Source organism: Pseudomonas sp. GOM6, assembly GCF_029537485.1.
In the GTDB taxonomy this organism is placed as follows: Bacteria; Pseudomonadota; Gammaproteobacteria; order Pseudomonadales; family Pseudomonadaceae; genus Aquipseudomonas.
In genome coordinates, this window is record NZ_JARPUS010000002.1 from 181,753 (window position 1) to 201,810 (window position 20,058).

At 65.9% G+C, this 20,058-nt stretch carries 19 protein-coding genes; 11 read left to right on the forward strand and 8 right to left on the reverse strand.

Annotated features, from left to right (window positions below):
• Positions 1–61 precede the first annotated feature (61 nt).
• Positions 62–967, forward strand: coding sequence for a TIGR01777 family oxidoreductase (locus P7A97_RS03425; protein ID WP_277688535.1), 906 nt, complete (start codon positions 62–64; stop codon positions 965–967).
• Complete coding sequence (gene hemH / locus P7A97_RS03430; protein ID WP_277688536.1) at positions 964–1,986, forward strand: ferrochelatase; 1,023 nt, start codon at positions 964–966, stop codon at positions 1,984–1,986. The genes P7A97_RS03425 and hemH overlap by 4 nt, the downstream gene beginning before the upstream one ends.
• A 43-nt stretch (positions 1,987–2,029) precedes the next feature.
• Here hemH and P7A97_RS03435 read toward each other — a convergent pair whose 3' ends face one another.
• The gene (locus P7A97_RS03435; RefSeq protein WP_277688537.1) at positions 2,030–3,391 is read right to left on the reverse strand and encodes a heavy metal sensor histidine kinase; all 1,362 of its coding nucleotides are present in this window, start codon (positions 3,389–3,391) and stop codon (positions 2,030–2,032) included.
• Positions 3,388–4,059 (reverse strand): heavy metal response regulator transcription factor, encoded by a 672-nt coding sequence (locus P7A97_RS03440; protein WP_277688538.1) that lies wholly within the window; start codon positions 4,057–4,059, stop codon positions 3,388–3,390. Before P7A97_RS03440 ends, P7A97_RS03435 begins: the two co-directional genes overlap by 4 nt.
• Before the next feature lie 147 nt (positions 4,060–4,206).
• Between P7A97_RS03440 and P7A97_RS03445 the strand changes: the two genes are divergently transcribed.
• Positions 4,207–4,710 carry a heme-binding protein gene (locus P7A97_RS03445; protein ID WP_277688539.1) on the forward strand — a complete coding sequence of 168 codons (504 nt, stop codon included), beginning with the start codon at positions 4,207–4,209 and terminating at the stop codon, positions 4,708–4,710.
• A 14-nt stretch (positions 4,711–4,724) separates the two neighbouring features.
• The gene (uraH, locus tag P7A97_RS03450) at positions 4,725–5,135 is read left to right on the forward strand and encodes a hydroxyisourate hydrolase (RefSeq protein ID WP_277688540.1); all 411 of its coding nucleotides are present in this window, start codon (positions 4,725–4,727) and stop codon (positions 5,133–5,135) included.
• Between the two features lie 63 nt (positions 5,136–5,198).
• Here the strand turns inward: uraH and P7A97_RS03455 are convergent, their stop codons facing one another.
• Entirely contained in the window at positions 5,199–7,262 is a 2,064-nt protein-coding gene (locus tag P7A97_RS03455) for a bifunctional diguanylate cyclase/phosphodiesterase (RefSeq protein WP_277688541.1), read from the reverse strand.
• A 253-nt stretch (positions 7,263–7,515) separates the two neighbouring features.
• Between P7A97_RS03455 and P7A97_RS03460 the strand changes: the two genes are divergently transcribed.
• Both P7A97_RS03460 and P7A97_RS03465 read left to right on the forward strand, forming a co-directional pair.
• Positions 7,516–8,820: an ammonium transporter gene (locus tag P7A97_RS03460; RefSeq protein WP_277688542.1), complete on the forward strand. Its 1,305-nt coding sequence runs from the start codon at positions 7,516–7,518 to the stop codon at positions 8,818–8,820.
• 1 nt (position 8,821) lies between these two features.
• Entirely contained in the window at positions 8,822–9,466 is a 645-nt protein-coding gene (locus P7A97_RS03465) for a hypothetical protein (RefSeq protein ID WP_277688543.1), read from the forward strand.
• Positions 9,467–9,565: 99 nt separating this feature from the next.
• Here P7A97_RS03465 and sodB read toward each other — a convergent pair whose 3' ends face one another.
• The 4 genes from sodB to P7A97_RS03485 form a co-directional block, all read right to left on the reverse strand.
• Positions 9,566–10,147: a superoxide dismutase [Fe] gene (gene sodB / locus P7A97_RS03470; protein ID WP_277688544.1), complete on the reverse strand. Its 582-nt coding sequence runs from the start codon at positions 10,145–10,147 to the stop codon at positions 9,566–9,568.
• Positions 10,148–10,374: 227 nt separating this feature from the next.
• Positions 10,375–11,217, reverse strand: coding sequence for an EamA family transporter (locus tag P7A97_RS03475; RefSeq protein ID WP_277688545.1), 843 nt, complete (start codon positions 11,215–11,217; stop codon positions 10,375–10,377).
• A gap of 57 nt (positions 11,218–11,274) precedes the next feature.
• Positions 11,275–11,883 (reverse strand): LysE/ArgO family amino acid transporter, encoded by a 609-nt coding sequence (locus P7A97_RS03480; protein WP_277688546.1) that lies wholly within the window; start codon positions 11,881–11,883, stop codon positions 11,275–11,277.
• Between the two features lies 1 nt (position 11,884).
• Positions 11,885–12,286: an ACT domain-containing protein gene (locus tag P7A97_RS03485; protein ID WP_277688547.1), complete on the reverse strand. Its 402-nt coding sequence runs from the start codon at positions 12,284–12,286 to the stop codon at positions 11,885–11,887.
• Positions 12,287–12,384: 98 nt separating this feature from the next.
• On the opposite strand from P7A97_RS03485, the gene P7A97_RS03490 reads away from it, so the two are divergent.
• Positions 12,385–13,269, forward strand: a complete 885-nt coding sequence (locus P7A97_RS03490) for a LysR family transcriptional regulator ArgP (RefSeq protein WP_277688548.1) — start codon at positions 12,385–12,387, stop codon at positions 13,267–13,269.
• Positions 13,270–13,377: 108 nt separating this feature from the next.
• On the opposite strand, the gene P7A97_RS03495 is transcribed toward P7A97_RS03490, so the two are convergent.
• The gene (locus P7A97_RS03495; RefSeq protein WP_277688549.1) at positions 13,378–15,339 is read right to left on the reverse strand and encodes a methyl-accepting chemotaxis protein; all 1,962 of its coding nucleotides are present in this window, start codon (positions 15,337–15,339) and stop codon (positions 13,378–13,380) included.
• A 202-nt stretch (positions 15,340–15,541) separates the two neighbouring features.
• Between P7A97_RS03495 and P7A97_RS03500 the strand changes: the two genes are divergently transcribed.
• The 4 genes from P7A97_RS03500 (at position 15,542) to P7A97_RS03515 (ending at position 20,041) form a co-directional block, all read left to right on the forward strand.
• The gene (locus P7A97_RS03500; protein WP_277688550.1) at positions 15,542–16,537 is read left to right on the forward strand and encodes an NAD-dependent epimerase/dehydratase family protein; all 996 of its coding nucleotides are present in this window, start codon (positions 15,542–15,544) and stop codon (positions 16,535–16,537) included.
• Positions 16,538–16,844: 307 nt separating this feature from the next.
• Positions 16,845–17,867 (forward strand): Glu/Leu/Phe/Val dehydrogenase dimerization domain-containing protein, encoded by a 1,023-nt coding sequence (locus tag P7A97_RS03505; RefSeq protein ID WP_277688551.1) that lies wholly within the window; start codon positions 16,845–16,847, stop codon positions 17,865–17,867.
• A gap of 94 nt (positions 17,868–17,961) precedes the next feature.
• Positions 17,962–19,059: a pyruvate dehydrogenase (acetyl-transferring) E1 component subunit alpha gene (gene pdhA / locus P7A97_RS03510; protein ID WP_277688552.1), complete on the forward strand. Its 1,098-nt coding sequence runs from the start codon at positions 17,962–17,964 to the stop codon at positions 19,057–19,059.
• Complete coding sequence (locus P7A97_RS03515) at positions 19,052–20,041, forward strand: alpha-ketoacid dehydrogenase subunit beta (protein WP_277688553.1); 990 nt, start codon at positions 19,052–19,054, stop codon at positions 20,039–20,041. The genes pdhA and P7A97_RS03515 overlap by 8 nt, the downstream gene beginning before the upstream one ends.
• Positions 20,042–20,058: the final 17 nt, after the last annotated feature.

The window sequence follows — 20,058 nt, forward strand, 5'->3', positions numbered from 1 at the left end:
GCCTGCGCCATAATCCAGACTAGGGCGGGATGAGTGGTCAGTGCCATGCGAGGAGGATGCCATGCATATCTTGCTGACAGGCGGTACCGGGCTGATTGGTCGAGCCTTGTGCCGCCATTGGTTATCCCAGGGGCATCGCCTGAGCGTGTGGAGTCGCACGCCGGAGCGGGTCAGTGAGTTGTGCGGGGCTCAGGTTCGCGGCCTCGGTCGCCTCGAAGAGTATGGCGACGAGCCGCTGGATGCTGTGATCAACCTGGCCGGTGCCCCTATTGCGGATCGTCCCTGGACGCACAAGCGTAAGCTGGCGCTGTGGAACAGTCGGATTGGTCTCACGGAACAGCTGCTGAGCTGGCTGGAGCAACGCCCGCAACGGCCCCGCGTATTGCTCTCTGGCTCGGCTGTCGGCTGGTACGGTGATGCTGGCGAGCACGAGTTGCGCGAGACGGATCCGCCGGTGTGTGAGGACTTTGCCGCGCAACTGTGCGGAGCCTGGGAAGAGACTGCCCTGCGTGCCGAAGCGTTGGGGATCGCTGTGGTGCTGTTGCGCACCGGTCTGGTGCTGGCGCCGGACGGCGGCTTCCTCAAACGCTTGCTACTGCCGTTTCGTCTGGGATTGGGTGGGCCCGTGGGCAGTGGCCGGCAGTGGATGCCGTGGATTCATTTGGAGGATGAAATCGGCCTGATCGATTTTCTCTTGCGGCAGGAGGGGGCCAGCGGTCCTTATAATGCCTGCGCGCCGCAGCCGGTACGCAACAAGGCCTTTGCCAAGGCCCTGGGCCGGGCGTTGCGGCGTCCGGCGCTGTTCCCCGTGCCTGGCTTCCTGCTCAAGGCCGGCCTGGGCGAACTCTCCGAATTGCTGCTGGGCGGGCAGAAGGCCCTGCCACAGCGTGCGCTGGATGACGGTTACCACTTTCGTTTCACCGATATCGACTCGGCCCTGGCCGACCTGCTCAAGGACCCCGCATGACCGATCACGCCCTGCTGTTGCTCAACCTGGGTTCGCCGGCTTCCACGGAGGTGGCCGACGTGCGTCGCTACCTCAATCAGTTTCTCATGGACCCCTACGTGATCGACCTGCCCTGGCCGCTGCGCCGGCTGCTGGTGTCGCTGATCCTGATCAAGCGTCCGGCGCAGTCGGCGCACGCCTACGCCTCGATCTGGTGGGAGGAGGGCTCGCCGCTGGTGGTGCTCAGCCGCCGCCTGCAGCAGGCCATGGCGCCGCACTGGCCGCACGGCCCGGTGGAGTTGGCCATGCGCTACGGCGAGCCGTCGATCGAGAAGGTGCTGGTCGGCCTGGCGGCCCGTGGCGTGAAGAAGGTCACCCTGGCGCCGCTTTACCCGCAGTTCGCCGACAGCACCACCACCACCGCGTTGCAGGAAGTGCGGCGTGTGGTGCGCGAAGGCGGCCTGGCCCTGCAATTCGCCGAGTTGGCGCCGTTCTACGCCCAGCCGGAGTACGTTGACGCTCTGGTGGAGAGCGCCAAACCCTATCTCGAACAGGACTTCGACCACCTGCTGCTGAGCTTCCACGGCCTGCCGGAGCGCCATCTGCACAAGCTGGACCCTACTGGCCACTGCCTGAAAGGCGCCGACTGCTGCAAGAACGCCTCGCCGCAGGTGCTCGCCAACTGCTACCGCGCCCAGTGCCTGCGCAGCGCCGAGCTGTTCGCCGAGCGTGCCGGGCTGCCGGCCGGCAAGTGGTCGGTGGGTTTCCAGTCACGCCTGGGCCGGGCCAAGTGGATCGAGCCCTACACCGAGGCGCGCCTGGACGAGCTGGCCAAGGCCGGGGCGAAGAAGCTGCTGGTGATGTGTCCGGCCTTCGTCGCCGACTGCATCGAGACGCTTGAGGAAATCGGTGACCGCGGCCGCGAGCAGTTCCGCGAAGCGGGTGGCGAGGATCTGGTGCTGGTGCCCTGCCTGAACGACCACCCGCAGTGGGTGCAGACGCTCAAGGTGCTGTGCGAGCGGGCACCGCAGCAGCTGTGAAGACAACGGGGCTGCGGCCCCGTTTGCATGAGTGGCGCAGCCGTCAGGCCGGGAAGTGCAGGCGGAAGAGGGTGCCGTCGCTATCGCTGCTGACGCTGACCTGGCCGCCGTGCGCCTGCATGATCGAACGCACGATCGCCAGGCCCAAGCCACCGGAGTCGCCCGGTTCATGGCGTGAAGGGTCGCAGCGATAGAAGCGCTCGAACAGATGCGGTAGGTGCTGCGCACCGATCGGCTCGCCGAGGTTGTGCACGCTGAGGGTCACGCCCGTGGTCGTGCAGGTGCTGCCGAGGGTGACGCGGCTGTGTGGTGTGGCATGGCGCAGGGCATTGGCCAGCAGGTTGGCCAGGGCGCGGCGCAGCAGTTGCGGTTCGGCCGCGAGCTGTCCGCTGGCTTGGTTGAGCAGGGTGATGTCGCGCTCCTGGGCCATGCCCTCGAAGTAGTCGCACAGCTGCTCGCCGAGCGCCTGCAGGTCGACCGCCTCATGCTGGATCGCCGCCTTCGGCTGCTCGGTGCGGGCGAGGAACAGCATGCTGTCGATCATCCGTGCCAGGCGTTCGTATTCCTCCTGATTGGACACCAGCAGGTTCTGGTAATCCTCGACCGAGCGAGAGTGGCGCAGCGCCTGCTGGGTCTGGCCCATCAGGTTGCTTAGCGGCGTGCGCATCTCGTGGGCCAGGTCCTCGGAAAAGCGCGAGAGCTGGGCAAAGCCCTGCTCCAGGCGGTCGAGCATCTGGTTCAGAGCCTGGCTCAGGGCGCTCAGCTCTCCCACCTCGGCGAACCCCTGCAGGCGCAGGTGCAGGTGCTGTGTATCGATGCCAGCGGCCTGTCGTGCCAGCTGGCGCACCGGGCGCAGCCCTCGCTGGCTGACCAGGGCGCCGAGGGCGAAGGCCAGTAGCGCGCCGACGCCCAGCGCCAGGCCGATCTTCAGGCGATAGGCGGCGAGCATCTGTTCGCGCTCGCTGGCCAGCTTGCCAGCGATCAGCCGCAGCGAGTCGCCCGGGCGCGGCACGTCGAGCCAGGCCAGGCGCAGGGTGGGGTTGCCTGGTGCATCGGCCAGCCGGGGCGCCGATGCCGGCGGCAGGTTCGGCAGGGGCAGGGCCGGCGGGTTCACCTCGATCAGTGGCTGGCCACGGGCATCGACTATCCACAACAGGTTGTCGCGGTTGCCCAGCATGTTTTCGTACAGCTGTGGGCGCCGGCGCAGCGCCTCGATGCTGGCGGCGTCATCGAGCAGGGCCTGCATGCGCTGCAGGCGGCCGAGCAGGGCCTGGTCGTCGCGCCAGGCAATTTCGCGCTGCAGCGACTGGTACAGGAAGAAGCCCAAGGCGCCGAGCAGTAGCACGCCGACCAGGGCGAACATCAGCGCCAGGCGCAGGCTCAGGGTGCGCGGCCAGAGCCTCACGGCTGCAGGTCCAGCAGGTAGCCGATGCCGCGCACGGTGTGGATCAGCTTGAGCGGGTAGGGATCGTCGACCTTGGCGCGCAGGCGGCGGATGGCTACGTCGACCACGTTGGTGTCGCTGTCGAAGTTCATCTGCCAGACGTGCGAGGCGATCAGCGAGCGCGACAGCACTTCGCCCTGGCGGCTCAGCAGCAGGTGCAGCAGGGCGAATTCCTTGTTGGTCAGGTTGAGCCGCTCGCCACTGCGGGTGACCTTGCGCTTGAGCAGGTCGAGCTGCAGGTCGGCCACCTCGAAGTGCTCGGTTTCCCGCGGCGGCCCCCGGCGCAGCAGGCTGCGCACCCGCGCCAGCAGCTCGGCGTAGGAGAAGGGCTTGACCAGGTAATCGTCGGCGCCCAGCTCCAGGCCGCGCACGCGGTCCTCGACGGCATCACGGGCGGTGAGGAACAGCACCGGGGTCTGCAGCTGGCGGCGGATGATCTGCAGCAGCTGCCAGCCATCGATGCCCGGCAGCATGACGTCGAGGATGACCAGGTCGAACACTTCCTCCTGCACCAGGTGCAGGCCGTCCAGGCCATTGCCGGCGACCTCTACCGCATAGCCGTCTTCGCTCAGGCCCTTGCGCAGGTAATCCGCCGTCTTCGCTTCGTCTTCAACCACCAGGATACGCATGCCGACCTCCACTACAGACGCATAGCCTAGGTCGATCCGCGCTTCTCTCCCATTACAAATTGGTAATCCGCCGGCAATCGGTTTGTGCGCAAGGGCTGGGCAAGATGCCCGCCACTGGCTCAGCCGAGCCTTATCCGGGAGAACCGCATGACCATCCGAACCCCTACCGCACTGTCGCTGCTCGCCCTGGCCCTGGCGGCTAGCCCGGCCTGGGCCGAGACCCCGGCGGTGGCGCAGCGCGCCGATGTCAGCCTGGCCCTGGCCAACCAGTTGCTCGACGCCACCCTGGCCGCCTGCCATGCCGAAGGCCGCACTGCCGTGGCCGCCATCGTCGACCGTGGCGGCAACCTGGTTGCCGTGCAGCGCGACGACAACGTCGGCCCGCACAACACCCTGGCCGCCCAGCGCAAGGCCTTTACCGCGCTGTCGACCAAGACCGCCACCGGCCTGCTGGCCGAGCGTGCGCGCAGCACCCCCGACGCGGCAAACCTCAACACCCTCGATGAACTGCTGCTGCTCGGCGGCGGCGTGCCGCTGAAGGTGGCCGACCAGGTGATCGGTGCCATCGGCGTGGCCGGTGCCGGCGGCGCGCAATTCGACGAAGGCTGTGCGCTGCAGGCCATCGCCCAGGTTCTACCCACCCAACCCTGAACTGGAGGTCCACCATGAAGATGCTGAAAAACCTGCTGCTCGGCAGCGCCCTGAGCGGCCTGTCCACCCTCGTCCTGGCCGCCGGCAACCCGCTCAGCGTGCACGTCCTCAACCTGCAGGACGGCCTGCCGTCGCCAGGCGTCGAGGTCAGCCTGGAGAAGCTCGACGGCGAGCGCTGGAACAAGCTGAACGAGGGCACCACCAACGAGCAGGGCCGCATCACCGCGCTCTATCCGGAGGGCAAGAAGCTGGAAAGCGGCACCTACCGCGTCACCTTCGAAACCGGCGAATGGTTCAAGCAGCACGCGACGGCCAGTTTCTTCCCGGAAGTGCCGGTGATCTTCGAGGTCGACGGCAGTGTGGCGCACTACCACATCCCGCTGCTGCTCAGCCCGTACGGCTTCTCCACCTACCGCGGCAACTGATTTTCCGCGCAAACGAAAACGCAGGCCCGAGCCTGCGTTTTTTGTGTCAGTCGATGGGGGCGGCTACAGCGTAGCCGGGTTGCCGGCGTTGCTCAGACGGCGAGCCTGCTTGAGGTAGAGCGTCAGTTCGCGGGCCGGCAGCGGTTTGCTGTACAGGTAGCCCTGACCCTCGTTGCAGCCCTGGGCAATGATGTAGGCCTCCTGCTCGGCGGTCTCCACACCCTCGGCGATGACCTGCATGCCCAGGCTCTTGCCCAGCTGGATGATGGCGCGAACGATGGTGGCATCGTCCTCGTCTTCCAGCAGGTCCTGGACGAAGCTCTTGTCGATCTTGATCTTGTCCAGCGGCAGGCTCTTCAGGTAGCTCAGCGAAGAGTAGCCGGTACCGAAGTCGTCGATGGCGATCAGCGCGCCGGCACGGCGGAGGCTGAGCAGGTTCTGCGCGGCGGTGCTGATGTCTTCCATCAGGCCTGTTTCGGTGACTTCCAGTTCCAGGCTGCGCAGCGGCAGGCGGTAGACCTGCAACAGGTTGCTGACCATGCGCGGCAGCTCGTTGTGGTGCAGCTGCACGGTGGACAGGTTGACCGCCATGCGCAGCTCGCTGAAGCCCTGGTCATGCCATTCGCGCAGCTGACGGCAGGCCTGATCCAGCACCCATTCGCCGATGGCGATGATGGTGCCGTTTTGTTCGGCCAGCGGGATGAACAGGTCTGGCGGGACGAAGCCGTGTTGCGGGTGCTGCCAGCGGATCAGCGCCTCGACGCCGACCACGCGGTGGTCGCGGTAGTCGACCTGGGGTTGGTAGACCAGGTGCATCTCGTTGCGGCTGAGTGCCTCGCGCAGCTCCTTCTCCAGTTCGCGGCGGCGCCGCATCTCGCTGTCGACGCTGGCGATATAGAACTGGTAACGGTTGCGCGAGCGGCTCTTGGCCAGGGTCATGGTCTGTTCGGCTTTTTGCAGCAGCTTTTCGGTGCTGTCGCCGTCTTCCGGGAACAGGGTGATGCCGATCGTGGCACGCAGGCGGACTTCCTGCTGCTCCAGGGTGAAGGGCGTTTCCAGGCTGTCGAGGATGCTCTGCGCCAACTCGGCGGCTTCGTAGGGTTGCTCGATATCGGCCTGCACCAGGGCGAACTGGTCACCGCCCAGGCGTGCCAGCGCACCGAGGCGGCCGCTGTGGCTACGCAGACGGTCGGAGAGCGCCAGCAGCAGCTGGTCACCGGTCTGGTAGCTGAACTGTTCGTTGACCCCCTTGAAGTCATCCAGGCCGACGCACAGCACGGCTACGCGGCGCTGCAGACGACCGGCATCCTCAAGGATCTGGTCGAGCTGCTGCTGCAGTTGCTGGCGGTTGGGCAGGCCGGTGAGGAAATCGTACTGCGAGATGCGCAGCAGGCTGTTTTCCGCTTCGCGGCGCAGGTGGGTGTTGCGCTCGATGGATTCCAGCAGCTGGTTGGCGGTGTTGATCCACAGCCCCAGTTCATTGTTCTCGTTGCCCTTGAGCATGGGCAGCTTGTGCTCACTGGGGCGGTCCGGGTTGATGTTGGTGAGGTACTCGATGATCTTCGACAGCGGCTTGGTCAGCAGCCAGTGATAGACCATGTACAGCACCAGGCCCATGGCCAGGGCACGCAGTACGCCGGAGATAAAGATGATCACCGAGGTGGTGATGAAGTTCTCCCCGTAGCTGGCGGTATCCAGAGTGATGGTCAGGTCGCCGTAGTACTCGCTGTAGGGGCCCTTGCCGACCAGTTGGGTGGCGAAGGTCTGCTCCTTGCCGAGAATCGGGTCGGTGATCCAGCGACGGGTGGATTCGGTCAATGGCCGGGAGCGCTCGGCGAGCATGGGTTCGTTGGGGTGACCGATGGCCGCGTGACGCACGGCCTCATGCTGGAACAGACCTTCGACGACCTGCATGCCCATCTCGCGGTCGAGGCTGTAGACGGCTTGGGTGGACGGGTCGCGGAACATGCCGAGGATGCGTTGCGCATCATTGGCCACCGCCTGGCGAGTCTTGTGGATGTCGAAGACGATCTGCCCGCAGCTCAACACGACACCGACCACCAGCGCCGACATCAAGACCACACGCAGTAGTTTCAGCGACAGGCTGTTTTTCAGTTCCAGCTTCAAATGGGGATTCCTTGTTCGCCGCCGGAGGCATGTAACCGTGGAGAGTATTGGCAAATGCGCCATTACCGTCAAAGGGCCATTACGCCATTACTGATTATTTTTGCGTGCGTACTGACTTGGCGCATGTTTCAGGTGGCGGCGAGCCGGTATGCGTTGCGTTGGTGCAGGCGGGTGAGGAGAGGGCCTGCTGACTGCTGAATAGTCTGGCACAAGAGTTGCGTTGCCCCGGCATCACCGTGCTGGGAGATTCGCCATGAAGCTCTACCTGTTGTCGCTGTGTGCCCTGTTGTTCTCACCCTCTACCCACGCTGCCGATGGCAGTACCGAACTGGCCATGAATACCGGCTGGGTCGTCTTGGCCAGTGCGCTGGTGTTCTTCATGCAGGCCGGCTTCGCCCTGTTGGAAAGTGGCATGTCACGGGCCAAAAATGCCGTCAACGTGATGATGAAGAACTACATGGACGGCTGTGTCGGCGGCATCGTCTATTGGCTGGTGGGCTTCGGCCTGATGTTCGGCGCCAACGCCACCGGCTGGTACGGCATGAGCCATTTCGCACCGAGCGAGGGCCAGCCCTGGGACTTTACCTTTCTGCTGTTCCAGATGATGTTCGCCGCCACGGCCGCGACCATTGCCAGCGGGGCCATGGCCGAGCGAACCCGTTACAGTGCTTACCTGGTCGGAGCCGTTGTCATCAGTGGCTTCATCTATCCGGTGTTCGGCAGCTGGGTGTGGAGTGGTGCCTACGGCGGCCAGGGCTGGTTGGCCAAGATGGGGTTCATCGATTTTGCCGGCTCCAGCGTGGTTCACAGTGTCGGCGCCTGGTGCGCCCTGGCGGGCATCCTGGTGCTGGGCCCGCGCCTGGGGCGCTTCGCCGCCGACGGTACGCCCAGGGTGATTCCGGGCCACAACATGAGTCTGGTGGCGCTGGGGGGCTTCATCCTTTGGCTCGGTTGGTTCGGCTTCAATGCCGGCAGCACGCTGGCGATGAACGAGAGCCTTGGCCTGATTGCCCTCAACACTCACCTGGCGGCGGCCGCCGGCGCGCTTGGAGCGGTGCTGGCGCTGCGCAGTACGGCCAGTCCGGTGCTGCTCAGCACCACGGTCAATGGTTCGCTCGGTGGTCTGGTCGGCATCACCGCCGGCTGCGCCACCATGCAGCCTGGCTATGCCCTGGTGACCGGGCTGATTGCCGGTTTCGTGGTGGTGTTCGGCATGCGCCTGATGGATCGTCTGCGCCTCGACGATGTCGTCGGTGCGGTACCGGTACATGGTCTGGCCGGTGTCTGGGGCACGGTCGCGGCGGGGCTGTTCTACAGCGGGGATCTGTTCAGTTGGGCACGCGTGAGTGTGCAGTTGATCGGCGCCGGCGCGGCGTTCCTCTGGGCCTTTCCGCTGGCGCTGGCGATGTACCTGATCTTGGCCAAGACCGTGGGCTTGCGTACTTCCACCCAGCACGAGCAACGTGGCCTGGACTACTCGGAGCATGCCGAAGCCGGTTATCCGGAGTTCAATCAGGCACTGACCTACGACGGCAGCGACTTGGCGCGGAGGACCTGAGATGAGCCTGACTACTCGCCGTCGCGCCATCTATACCGGGTTGGCCGGCCACTTTTCCGAAGAGGAAGCGCTGCCCCTGCTGTCGCTGTGGGAGGCCAAGTACGCGGACAAACCGCCGTTTGCCCTCAATGAGTTTCTGGCCGAGGTGGTGCAGCGCACCGAGCGCAAGTTCGAGCGCGCCCGCTTGTATCGTGAGCTGGTGGGGGCGCTGACCGGACCGACCGCCAATCTGCTGCCGGACCCGGCACCACGTCTACAGGCTTGGCGCCAGGGCGCCGGTGTCGCCGCCGAAGAGGTGTCCGGGCCAGACGCCTTGGCGCGGCAGACCTTTGAAGTGCTCAGCCGTGAGCTGTTCGGCCTGCTGGATGCCGACATGGTGCCGCGCCTGCGCCGCTTCGCCGCGGGCAACCTGAGTGGCATGCAGGTTGAAACCGAGCTGCGTCTGCGTTTGCGCGGCTGGCTGGAACAGGGCGGTTCGTTGGGGCTGACGGCGCTCAATCTGGAGCAGCTGCGCATGCTGCTCAACCTGCTTTATATCGGCCTGTGCGAGTTCCTTGGGCCGGTCACTGCGGATCAGGTACTGACCCGCGCGGTGCAGAAAGCCGAGCGCTACAACCTGCAAATGCCGCCGCAGAAACTGCTGTAACTCGTTGCGGTTGGCACTCCTCGGCACCGCCATAAACGCAAACGCCCCGGCGATGCCGGGGCGTTTGTTATGCAGTCGGCGAAGCGACTACAGCGAGACTCAGGCCGCGAAGTTCTTCGCCACGAAGTCCCAGTTCACCAGGTTCCAGAACGCCTCGACATACTTCGGACGCAGGTTGCGGTAGTCGATGTAGTAGGCGTGTTCCCACACGTCGCAGGTCAGCAGCGGGGTGTCGCCGCTGGTCAGCGGGCAGCCGGCACCGATGGTGCTGGCCAGGGCCAGGGAACCGTCGGCCTTCTTCACCAGCCAGCCCCAACCGGAGCCGAAGGTGCCGATGGAGGTCTTGCTGAACTCTTCCTTGAACTTGTCGAAAGAGCCGAAGGCAGCGTTGATGGCGTCAGCCAGAGCGCCGGTCGGCTCGCCGCCGCCGTTCGGGCTCAGGCAGTTCCAGTAGAAGGTGTGGTTCCAGATCTGTGCGGCGTTGTTGAAGACGCCACCGGAGGAAGTCTTGATGATTTCTTCCAGGCTCTTGCCTTCGAACTCGGTGCCCGGCACCAGGTTGTTCAGGTTCACCACGTAGGCGTTGTGGTGCTTGCCGTGGTGAAACTCCAGGGTCTCGGCGGACAGGTGCGGCTCGAGGGCGTTTTTCTCGTACGGCAGCGGCGGCAATTCGAAAGCCATGGTCTATCTCCTTCATCAGGTCGGGATATGTGCGACTAGCGCGGGCCGTTCACGGGCGGCCGGAATGCGGGCGGCGAGAGCTAAAGCTCTTTTAGTGTGCCGCGAGCCCGGGATCATAGCACCCGAGCCTGGCCTTAACCACGCAGCAACTGTGTGGAAAAGCCGGTGCCAGGGGCTTTGTCCATCCTGGGGGTGGACAGATACGGGCGGCAAAAGTGCAGTTTGCTTCAGGTCAGTTTCATTAATGCTACGCCCGCGGCGATGACCAGGCAGGCGAGCAGGCGCAGCGGCAGCATGGATTCCTTGAGAAACAGCCAGCCGATCAGCAGGGCGAACAGCACGCTGCTTTCGCGCAGTGCCGAAACCAGGGCGACCGGTGCCTGAGTTGTGGCCCAGATCACCAGGCTGTAGGCCAGCATGGACATTGCGCCGCCGCCCAGGCCGCCGCGCCAGTGCGGGCCGAGTTGAAGGAAGATGCGCGGCCCGCGGCGCAGGGCAATGACCAAGGCCGCAACTAGACCGTTGACCAGGAACAGCCACAGCGCGTAGCCGATGGCGTCGCCATTGCTTCGCGCGCCGAGGGCATCGGCCACCGTGTAGCCGGCGATGCAGACGGCGGTGGCCAGGGCGTTGAACAGCAACGGGCCATTGAGTGAGCTGCCTGGGTGGCCGCCGCGCCAAGCCATCAGCCAGATACCGCCGACCAGCATCAGCAGCCCCGCCCATTGTCCCGCCTGTAGTACATCGCCGGCCAGCAGGGCAAGCAGCGCCACCAGCAAGGGGGAGCTGCCGCGAGCGATCGGGTAGACCTGAGACAGGTCGCCATGCTGGTAGGCGCGGGTGAGGAAGAGGTTGTAGCCGATATGCAGCAGGGCGGAGAGGGCGATCCAGGGCCAGGCACTGGCCACGGGAATCGCGAAGAAGGGCAGGGCCAGCAGGGCCACGCAGGCGGCGCCGATCTGGATCAGCGAAGCGGTCAGGTAGCGGTCCAGACCAATCTTGAGCAGGGCATTCCAGCCCGCATGCAGCGCGGCGGCGGCCAGCACCACGGCAAACACCGTCGTATCCACGTGCGCTCCCAGACAGGCTTGCAAGCGCCGTAGCATACCGCCACGGCGCGGCTGTGGTCATGCTCCCGGCGCGTGCAGGATCAGTTGTGCGGCAATGGCGAACATCATGGCGGCCACTGTGAGGTCGAGCAGGCGCCAGGTGGCCGGTCGCGCCAGCCAGGGGGCGAGCCAGGCCGCGCCCAGGGCCAGGGTGAAGAACCACAGGGCCGAGGCGCTGGCGGCGCCCAGGGCATAGGCGCCAGGCACCGGTTGCTGGGCACCGAGCGAGCCGATCAGCAGCACGGTATCCAGGTACACGTGGGGGTTGAGCAGGGTTACCGCCAGGGCTGCCAGCAGCACCGCACGGCGCGAGCGGGGGCCACTGTCCTGCTGCTGCAGTGCTTGTGGGTTGAGCGCCCGACGCAGGGCCTGTACGCCAAGCCAGAGCAGGAAGGCCGCGCCGCCCCAGCGGGCCACGGCCAGCAGGGTCGGATTCTGCGCCAGTACGGCGGCCAGGCCGAACACCCCGGCGCTGACCAGCAGGGCATCGCACAGCACGCAGAGGGCAGCGGTCGGCAGGTGATGTTCGCGGCGCAGGCTCTGCGCCAGGACGAAGGCGTTCTGCGCGCCGATGGCGATGATCAGGCCGGCGGCGACCAGCAGGCCGTTGAGGTAGCTCTGCCACATTTCAGCAACCCTCCACGGCCAGTTGGCGCAGCACGGACATGGCTTTTTCCGCATCGCCATGGGCGACGAACAGGTGATCGTGGTGGTAGCCGGCGATCACGTTGCAACTGATATTGGCGCGGCCCAGGGCGGTGGCGAAGGCGGCGGTCAGGCCCACGGCGGCCAGCGCCGAGTGCACTTCCAGGGTGATCCAGGCGGCGACATAGTCGTAAGTCAGGCCCAGGCGCTCGGCTTCGGCGCGGGGGAGGATCAGCGTGGTGCCTTCACTTTCCTGAAAACTACCCAACGCCTTGGCGCTGGCGAGCAGGGCCGCATCGCTGACACAGCAGAACACGAACTCGCCGGGGTTGAGGCGCGGCGAGAGGCTGGCCAGCAGTTTGTTCAGATCGGTTTCTCCGGCCATGGTGTTTTCCTGAGTGGTGGCGGGTGGATGCTGGCCAGTCTGGGGATTGCCGCTGTATAAGAAAAACAAATCATGCTGATCTCTCATTAGGAGTTCTTATGTTTGACTACAAGCTGCTTGCCGCCCTGGCGGCCGTGGTGGAGCAGGGCGGCTTCGAGCGTGCGGCGCAACTGCTCGGCTTGTCGCAGTCGGCAGTGTCGCAACGCATCAAGCTGCTGGAGGCGCGGGTCGGCCAGCCGGTGCTGCTGCGTGCCACGCCGCCAGCCCCGACCGAAGTCGGCCGGCGCCTGCTCAACCATGTGCAGCAGGTGCGTCTGCTGGAGCGCGATCTGCAGGGCCAGGTGCCGGCCCTGGCGGAAGACCAGCCGGTAGAGCGCCTGCGTATCGCCCTCAACGCGGACAGCCTGGCGACCTGGTGGGCACCGCTGGTGGGCGACTTCTGTGCCGAGCACAAGCTGTTGCTGGCGCATGTGGTGGAGGACCAGGACGTCGGCCTCAAACGCATGCGTGCCGGCGAGGTGGCGGCCTGCGTATGTGCCGCCGAGCGGCCGGTGGCGGGCGCTCGGGCGCTGCCGCTGGGGGCCATGCGCTATCGCGCGCTGGCCAGCCCGGGCTTTATCGCTCGCCACTTCGCCGCCGGGGTGAATGCTGAAAGCATGGCGCGGGCACCGGCCATCGTCTTCGGTCCGGATGACCTGCTGCAGCATCGCTATATGGCCAGCCTGGGTCTCAATGGCGCCTTCAACTATCACCTGTGCCCGTCTTCGGAGGGCTTCATTCGCCTGGCCGGTGCGGGACTGGGTTGGGGCCTGGTGCCGGAGCTGCAGGTACAGCGCGAGCTGGCGAGTGGCGAGCTGGTCGAACTGTTGCCCGAGCGGCCGCTGGATGTGCCGCTGTACTGGCACCACTGGCGTAATGGCGGGGAGTTGCTGAGCAGCCTGACCCGTCACCTGGAGAAGGGTGTGGGGGCCTGGCTGGTCTAGGTTGCTGCCTGGTTCGCTGGGTTAGGCCAAAGGCCGTAACCCAGTTGCGGAGTCGGGAATGCGCCGGGGTTCGCTTCACTCTACCCGGCCGATGGGAGTCGCGCGGAGTCAGAGCTGGAACTGCGCCACCAGTTGTTCCTGGCTGCCGGCCACCTTGCGCAAGTGTTCACCGCAGTCGCGGGTGTGCGCGGCGGTGCGGCGGTTCTCGCCGGTCATGTCATTGAGGCGGTGCATGTGCTGATTGACTTCCTGGGTGGTGGCCGCCTGCTGCTCGGCCGCCGCGGCGATCTGGAAGGCCAGCGCGTGCACGCTCTGCAGCGAGTCGTCGAGCTGGTCGAGCGAGCCGATCAGCGCCTGGGTCTGTACCTCCAGATCCCGTGCCTGCTGGCTGGAGGCGCCCATGCGCTGGCTGGCCTGGCTGGAGGAGTCGCCCAGTGCCGCGACTATGGTGACGATCTCCTCGGTGGCGCTGCGCGTGCGCAAGGCCAGGTTGCGCACTTCGTCGGCGACCACGGCAAAGCCTCGGCCCTGCTCGCCGGCGCGCGCCGCTTCGATGGCGGCGTTCAGGGCCAAGAGATTGGTTTGCTCGGCGATGGCGCGGATCACGTCGAGCACCGAGCCGATCTGCTGGCTGTCACTGGCCAGGGTCTGTACCACCTGGTCGGCCTCGCGCAGGTTGGCCAGCAGCTGATCCTGCTGGCCAACCATGCGCTGCAGGCTGCCCTGCACGGTAACGAAGGCATCACGCGCGGCGGCGCTGCCATCGGCGCTCTGGCTGGCGCTGCTGGCGATCTCTTGCACGGTGGCGGCCATCTGGTCGACGGCGCTGACCACCAGCTCCAGCGCTTCCTGTTGTGCGTCCAGGCTATTGCTGGTCTGCCCGGCGGCACCGAGGATATCGCCGCTGGCGCTGCCAACCGCCTGGCTGGCCTGGCGCAGACGCTCGACCACCTCGCGCCAGGCTCGGGCCATCTCGTGCAGCGCAAGCATCAGACCGTCCTGTTGGCCCTCGTCACCCTGCAGGCGTAATTCACCGGCGGCCAGGCGTCTGGCCAGTTCGGCCATTTTGCGCGGCTCGCCGCCCAGCGGGCGCATCACGCTACGGCTGACCAGCCAGGTGGCCAGCGCCACACCGATTATGGTCAGCAGGACCAGCACCACCACCTGCCACATCAGCGTGCGTACCGGAGCATAGGCCTGGGCCTGGTCCATCTCGGCGATCAGGGCCCAGCGCTGGTCATCCAGCTGCACGGGTACGAAGGCCTTGAGCACCGGTTGGCCGTTGAGTCCAGCCTCGGCCAGGCGGCCCTGTTCGCCGCTCAGGGCGCGGCCGATGGCGCTGCCCGGCAGCGCCGCAGACGGTTCGCTGTCCTGGCGTGCTACGCGGCGATCCTCGAAACGCACCGAATCCGAACGCAGCTGTGCGTCGGGGCCGACCAGGTAGGTCTCGCCGGATTCGCCCAGGCCCTGGCGGGTCTGCATGACCCGGTTCAGTTCGGACAGCGGCAGCTCCAGGACCAGCAGCAGTTGCAGCTCGCCTTCTTCACTAACGGGCGCGGCGAGGAATTGGCTGGGCTCGGCACCGGGCATGCTCACCGCCAGGTCACCTACCTGGGCCTTGCCGCTGTCCAGCGTGGCGCGCACCACCTGCCCCAGCGGCGTATTGCGCCAGGCAGCATCACTCAGGTTCTGCTGGTAGTCGGCGCCGCGCTGCAGGCTGAACAGCACCTGGCCATCGCGCGAGACCAGCTTCAGCTCGCGGTAGCCGAAGGTCTTGGTGAAGTTCTCGAAGATCGGCCGGTCATAGTTGGCGGTGCTGAGCAGCGCGTTGTCATCCAGCCCGGCATAGCTGGTGCCGAGGTTGCTGGCCAGGGTGCTCAGCTGGTTGTTGCGCGCCTGCCAGTTGTCCTGCAGTTGCTGCTGTTTGATATTCGCTACGGCTTCCAGGCTGTTGAGGGCCTGCTCCCGTAACGAGTGGCTGGCTTGCAGATAGACGGTGATGGCCATGGCCATTACCGGGATAAGGCCCAGCAGCAGGAAGCTGAGGGCAAGCTTGAGACGCAACGGCATGATACGGCTCCGCGGGTAGATAGGTGACAACGCGCTAGGGTGTCAAAGATTCTGCAAGAAGCGTGCAAATAGTTTTACGTCTGTAAATAAAATCGAGCGAGGCGTTGCAAAGCCGTCTTTTTGGCCGTCAGGGCAACAGGCAGAAGCCGCCGTGGCTGCTAGAGTCGCTGGCTATAACAAGATCGGAATTGGGGAACTGCAGATGAAGATTCTGGTAACCGGCGCGAGCGGTTTCATCGGTGGGCGCTTCGCCCGCTTTGCCCTGGAGCAGGGCCTGACGGTGCGGGTCAACGGGCGGCGCCCCGAAGCGGTGCAGCATCTGATCAAGCGTGGTGCCGAGTTCGTCCAGGGCGACCTCAACGATGCCGACCTGGTGCACAAGCTCTGCCGCGACGTGGAGATGGTCGTGCACTGCGCCGGCGCGGTCGGCACCTGGGGCACTTACCAGCATTTCCACCAGGCCAACGTCGTGGTGACCCAGAACGTCATCGAGGCCTGCCTGGGGCAGAAGGTGCGGCGCCTGGTGCATCTGTCCTCGCCTTCGGTGTATTTCGACGGCAAGTCGCACGTCGGCCTGCGCGAAGAGCAGGTGCCGAAAAAATTCGTCGACCACTATGGCGCCACCAAGTACCTGGCCGAGCTGAAGGTCATGGAGGCCCAGGAGTTTGGCCTGGAAGTGATCGCCCTGCGCCCGCGCTTCGTCACCGGCGCCGGTGATACCAGCATCTTCCCGCGGCTGATCGAGATGCACCGCAAGGGCAAGCTGATGGTCATCGGCGACGGCCTGAACAAGGTCGACTTCACCAGCGTACAGAACCTCAACGATGCCCTGTTCAGCAGCCTGCTGGCTTCCGGAGAGGCGCTGGGCAAGGTGTACAACATCAGCAATGGCGCGCCGCTGCCATTGTGGGACGTGGTCAACTTTGTGCTGCGCCAGTTCAATCTGCCGCCGGTGAGCAAGCACATGCCCTATCCGCTGGCGTACACCGCGGCGGCGCTCAACGAGACTGTCTGCAAGCTGCTACCGGGGCGCCCGCAGCCGGCGTTGTTCCGCCTCGGCGTTGCAGTGATGGCGCGGGATTTCTCCCTGGACATTTCCCGCGCCCGCCAGTACCTGGACTACGAGCCGCAGGTGCCGATCTGGACGGCGCTGGAGGAGTTCTGCACCTGGTGGAAGGTGCAGGGCTATCGAGCCTGAGTGGGATTCGCGGGTTATGCGAAGGCGCGAGTGGACATGCGGAGCGTGAAGACCCGCAAGCAATCTACGTGGGAGCGGCTTTAGCCGCGATGCGTTTCACCGGTTTTATCGCGACTAAAGTCGCTCCCACAAAAGCTTCCCTTGCCTCTTCTGCAACACGCTAGCTAAAGCACATTTACCCGTCCGCAATCCATGTTTTCCCTGACGCTGCGAAGAACCATATAAATCCCACCTGCTTATAACTGGCCGATCCAGGCGAATACCGCAGGCGACCTATACTGGCCGTAAAGCCAGAGAGGTCGTCCGCATGTTCGCCATGATGGAAAACGCCCGGCTCGAAGCCCTGCATCTTGCCCAAGACTCTGCCACCGGCCTGCGAGCCATCATCGCCATTCACAGCAGCAAACTCGGCCCTGCTCTGGGAGGCTGCCGCTACCTGGCCTACCCCGACGACGACAGCGCCATCCGCGACGCCATCCGCCTGGCCCAAGGCATGAGCTACAAGGCTGCCCTGGCCGGCCTGGCGCAGGGCGGCGGCAAGGCGGTGATCATCCGTCCGCCGCACCTGGACAACCGCGGCGCGCTGTTCGAGGCCTTCGGGCGCATGATCGAATCGCTGGGCGGTCGCTATATCACCGCCGTGGACAGCGGCACCTCCAGCGCCGATATGGACTGCATCGCCCAGCAGACCCGCCACGTCACCAGCACCACGGCGGCTGGCGATCCGTCACCGCACACCGCCATGGGCGTGTTCGCCGGCATCCGTGCCACGGCCATGGCGCGCCTCGGCGGCGATGACCTGCAGGGCCTGCGGGTGGCCATTCAGGGCCTGGGCAATGTTGGCTACGCCCTGGCCCAGCAACTGGCGGCGGCTGGGGTCGAGCTGTATGTCAGTGACCTCGATTCTGGCCGGCTGCAACTGGCGGTGGAGGAACTCGACGCCCACCCGGTGAGCAACGAGGCGCTACTCAGTACGCCCTGCGACATCTTGGTGCCCTGCGGCCTGGGTGGCGTGCTCAACCCGCAGACCGTCGGAACACTGCACTGCGCGGCGGTGGCCGGCGCGGCCAACAACCAGCTGGCCAGCGCCGAGGTGGCCGACGAACTGGAGGCGCGCGGCATTCTCTATGCGCCCGACTACGTGATCAATTCCGGCGGGCTGATCTACGTGGCGCTCAAGCATCGCGGCGAGGCGCTGCCGGTGATCACCGCGCATCTGACCAAGATCGCCGAGCGCCTGACCGAGATCTACGCCCACGCCCAGGCCGACAAGCGCTCGCCGGCGCGGGTTGCCGACGCCCTGGCCGAGCGCCTGCTCTACGGCAGCTAGCCTCCCCACCCGGGGCCTACTGCCCCCCATGCCTGGCGCCACAAGCGCGAGGCCACAGCGCATGCCTACCCGGCGTGCCGCGAGGAGGAGTGTGATGACTCAGTGTTCGCTTGACCTGCCCCTGACCCGTTATCTGGCGCCCGATGGCCGTCTGCTCGGCGAGTTGCCGGCCTGGGCCGATGATTTCAACCTGCTGGCGCGCCTGTACCGGCAGATGCAGCTGACCCGCCTGTTCGACCAGAAGGCCGTGGCCCTGCAGCGCACCGGTCGCATCGGCACTTATGCGCCCACCCTCGGTCAGGAGGCCATTGGCGTGGCCATTGGCTGCCGCATGCACGGCGAAGATGTGCTGGTGCCCTATTACCGTGACACCGCCGTGCAGCTGATGCGCGGCGTGAAGATGGAAGAAATCCTGCTCTATTGGGGCGGCGACGAGCGTGGCAGCGCCTATGCCGACCCGGCGGTGGCCGAGGACTTCCCACTGTGCGTGCCGATCGCCACCCAGGCCCTGCATGCCTGCGGCGTGGCCAGTGCGTTCAAGATTCGTGGTCAGCACCGGGTGGCCGTAACCACCTGCGGCGACGGCGCGACCAGCAAGGGCGACTTCCTCGAAGCGCTCAATGTGGCTGGCGCCTGGCAGCTGCCGGTGGTGTTCGTAGTCAACAACAACCAGTGGGCCATCTCCACGCCACGGCGCATCCAGAGTGGCGCGCCGACTCTGGCGCAGAAGGCGGTCGGTGCCGGCTTTCATGGTGAGCAGGTCGATGGCAACGATGTGCTGGCGGTGTATGACCGGATTGGCCACGCCCTCGACCGGGCACGGCAAGGCAAGGGACCGACCCTGCTGGAGTGCCTCAGCTATCGCCTGGGCGACCACACCACCGCTGACGATGCCACCCGCTACCGCAGCGCCGAAGAGGTGAAGCAGGCCTGGGACGAGGAACCGATCAAGCGCCTGCAGCGCTTCATGCTCCAGCAGGGCGTGTGGGACGAGGGTCGCGAGCAGGCCTTGATCGGCGAATGCCAGGCGCTGGTGCAACAGGCGGTGGACGCATTCGAGGCCGTCGAAATGCCCGCGCCTGAAGCCGCCATCGAGCATGTCTATGCCCACTGGCCGGCGGCATTGGCCGAACAGCGCGAGTGGCTGGCCGAGCGTGCGGCGCGCCGCTCAGGAGGGCAGGGCCATGAATGAAGTGAAGAAATACGCCCTGCTGGAGGCGGTCAACCTAGCCCTGCACCGCGCCATGCAGGAAGACCAGAACGTGGTGGTGCTGGGCGAGGACATCGGTATCAATGGCGGCGTGTTTCGCGCCACCCAGGGCCTGCGCGATCGCTTCGGCTTCAAGCGCGTGCTCGACACGCCGCTGGCGGAAACCATGATCGCTGGGCTGACCGTGGGCATGGCCGCGCAGGGCTTGAAGCCGGTGATGGAGATCCAGTTCCTCGGTTTCGTCTTCGCCGCCATGGAGCACGTGCTGGCCCATGCCGCGCGGATGCGCAATCGCACCCGTGGCCGGCTGACCTGCCCGATGGTGCTGCGCAGCCCGATGGGCGCGGGCATCCGTGCGCCGGAGCATCACAGCGAGAGCACCGAGGCGCTGTTCGCCCATATCCCGGGGTTGCGCGTGGTCATCCCCTCGTCACCGGCGCGGGCCTACGGCCTGCTGCTGGCGGCCATCGACGATCCCGACCCGGTGGTGTTTCTCGAACCCACGCGGCTGTACCGGATGAACCCGCAGCCGCTGGTCGACGATGGCAAACGCCTGCCGTTGGACAGCTGCTTCACCCTGCGCGAGGGCGGTGACCTCACCCTGGTCAGCTGGGGCGCGAGCGTACACGAAACGCTACAGGCCGCCGAGCGCCTGGCCGAGCAAGGCGTCAGCTGCGAAGTGATCGACGTGGCCTGCCTCAAGCCGCTGGACCTCGACACCCTGGAAGCCTCGGTGCGCAAGACCGGGCGCTGCGTGATCGTGCACGAGGCACCCAGGTCCTGCGCGGTGGGCGCGGAGATTGCGGCCAGCCTCTACGAGCGCGCGCTGCTCGATCTGCAGGCGCCGATCCAGCGGGTCACCGCACCGGATATACCGCCGCCGCTGTATCGCCTGGAGCAACTGTACATGCCTGGCGTCGAGGACATTCTCGCCGCCTGCGACACCACCCTGAACTACGCCTGACGCCCCGAGAACAAGGA

Excerpts from the sequence above, each read along its gene's own strand:
- P7A97_RS03425 (WP_277688535.1), top strand. The coding sequence starts at position 62 with ATGCATATCTTGCTGACAGGCGGTACCGGGCTGATTGGTCGAGCCTTG.
- hemH (WP_277688536.1), top strand. The coding sequence starts at position 964 with ATGACCGATCACGCCCTGCTGTTGCTCAACCTGGGTTCGCCGGCTTCC.
- P7A97_RS03440 (WP_277688538.1), bottom strand. The coding sequence starts at position 4,059 with ATGCGTATCCTGGTGGTTGAAGACGAAGCGAAGACGGCGGATTACCTG.
- P7A97_RS03445 (WP_277688539.1), top strand. The coding sequence starts at position 4,207 with ATGACCATCCGAACCCCTACCGCACTGTCGCTGCTCGCCCTGGCCCTG.
- uraH (WP_277688540.1), top strand. The coding sequence starts at position 4,725 with ATGAAGATGCTGAAAAACCTGCTGCTCGGCAGCGCCCTGAGCGGCCTG.
- P7A97_RS03460 (WP_277688542.1), top strand. The coding sequence starts at position 7,516 with ATGAAGCTCTACCTGTTGTCGCTGTGTGCCCTGTTGTTCTCACCCTCT.
- P7A97_RS03465 (WP_277688543.1), top strand. The coding sequence starts at position 8,822 with ATGAGCCTGACTACTCGCCGTCGCGCCATCTATACCGGGTTGGCCGGC.
- sodB (WP_277688544.1), bottom strand. The coding sequence starts at position 10,147 with ATGGCTTTCGAATTGCCGCCGCTGCCGTACGAGAAAAACGCCCTCGAG.
- P7A97_RS03480 (WP_277688546.1), bottom strand. The coding sequence starts at position 11,883 with ATGTGGCAGAGCTACCTCAACGGCCTGCTGGTCGCCGCCGGCCTGATC.
- P7A97_RS03485 (WP_277688547.1), bottom strand. The coding sequence starts at position 12,286 with ATGGCCGGAGAAACCGATCTGAACAAACTGCTGGCCAGCCTCTCGCCG.
- P7A97_RS03490 (WP_277688548.1), top strand. The coding sequence starts at position 12,385 with ATGTTTGACTACAAGCTGCTTGCCGCCCTGGCGGCCGTGGTGGAGCAG.
- P7A97_RS03495 (WP_277688549.1), bottom strand. The coding sequence starts at position 15,339 with ATGCCGTTGCGTCTCAAGCTTGCCCTCAGCTTCCTGCTGCTGGGCCTT.
- P7A97_RS03500 (WP_277688550.1), top strand. The coding sequence starts at position 15,542 with ATGAAGATTCTGGTAACCGGCGCGAGCGGTTTCATCGGTGGGCGCTTC.
- P7A97_RS03505 (WP_277688551.1), top strand. The coding sequence starts at position 16,845 with ATGTTCGCCATGATGGAAAACGCCCGGCTCGAAGCCCTGCATCTTGCC.
- pdhA (WP_277688552.1), top strand. The coding sequence starts at position 17,962 with ATGACTCAGTGTTCGCTTGACCTGCCCCTGACCCGTTATCTGGCGCCC.
- P7A97_RS03515 (WP_277688553.1), top strand. The coding sequence starts at position 19,052 with ATGAATGAAGTGAAGAAATACGCCCTGCTGGAGGCGGTCAACCTAGCC.